The following is a 1307-nucleotide window of genomic DNA, read 5'->3' as shown; positions in this document are numbered from 1 at the left end:
GTTGGGGGCTGACCTTCCAGCGTCCGGACAAGCGGGCGGTCGAGCAGGACGCGGAAGCGGTCCGGGTCTGGCACGAGGAGACATGGCCGGCGATCCGGGCCAGGGCGAAGACGGAGAACGGCGAGGTCCTCTTCGCTGATCAGGTCGGGGTCCGCTCGGACCAGATCACTGGCCGCACCTGGGGCGCCAAGGGCACGACTCCCATCGTCCGCCGGACCCGGAACCGGTTCTCCGTGAACGCGATGTCCGCGATCAGCACCCGCGGCCGGATGCACTTCATGGTCTTCACCGAGTCTTTCGACGCGAAGGTCATGTGCCGCTTCCTCGCCCGGCTCGTCGGGCACTTCGACCGGAAGGTCCACCTGATCGTCGACCGGCACTCGGCTCACCGCTCGAAGACTGTCCGGGCCTGGCTCGCCGGCCACCAGGACCAGATCGAGCTGCACTTCCTGCCCTCGTACTCACCCGAACTGAACCCCGACGAGTTGGTCAACGCCGACCTCAAACGCAGCCTGCCCCACACCCACCGGGCCAGGAACCAGGCCGAACTCGCCGCCGAAACCCGCAGGTTCTTCCATAAGCGCCAGCGTCAGCCACACATCGTCCGCGGCTAATTCGGCGGCCCGCACGTCCGCTACGTCCTGGACGAGACCCCTTTGAGTTTCTGATCAATACGCCGCCTTCGACCTCTCGGCTTCGTGTCAGTGGGGCGGGTGACAGTGGCGGACCTGCCCGTGAAGGGACTCAGGCGCAGGTCAGCGGGGCTTTTTGATGTTCGTTCTGACTGTCACGGAAGTGAGAGAACGGGGCCTATCCACTGTCGACTGGTGAGAGACGCGCAGGTCGCGCACTGACACGAAGGCGAGAGATCGCAGCTGAGCGGGTTGGCTGCTGTGCGGGGATCGCGGAGTGCACCATGCCATCATTTCCCGTATCAAGCCGAGCCAAGTTTTGAAGCATTACTTTGCGGGCTGGTTTCTTCGAAGGGTGGGGTATGAGCCGGGGCGCTGGACAGCAGGAGATCGAGCGGGAGCTGCGCCGGAGGGCGATCGGCGGGGCGTCCACGCTGGAGATGCTCACCTGGCTGAAGGGCGACCTGGAGGCTCGGATCAGCGATCCGGTCGACCGCGACGGCGCGATTGCTTTCTGCATGATCTCGACGTTCACATCGGTTTTCGACCTTGGACTCACGCCCGGACGGTTCATCGCGAGCTGGGACCGGTTCGGAGGGCACCTGAACGACGAGGAACTGGTGGCAAGGCTGGGTCCGCTGACCCTGGCACCGGATGAGGAGCCCCAGCCCTGTG

At 65.2% G+C, this 1307-nt stretch carries 2 protein-coding genes; both read left to right on the top strand.

The window, feature by feature from the left end; genetic code table 11:
* Positions 1-614, top strand: a 614-nt coding sequence (locus ABTW95_RS35675) for an IS630 family transposase (protein WP_500228640.1), incomplete at its 5' end; no start/stop codon positions are given.
* A gap of 380 nt (positions 615-994) precedes the next feature.
* On the top strand, positions 995-1307 hold a 313-nt coding region (locus tag ABTW95_RS35670; RefSeq protein ID WP_500228639.1), incomplete at its 3' end, for a hypothetical protein.

Source organism: Spirillospora sp. NPDC127506, from assembly GCF_040302145.1.
Classification (GTDB): Bacteria; Actinomycetota; Actinomycetes; order Streptosporangiales; family Streptosporangiaceae; genus Spirillospora.
This window is presented reverse-complemented; position numbering and strand designations above follow the sequence as displayed.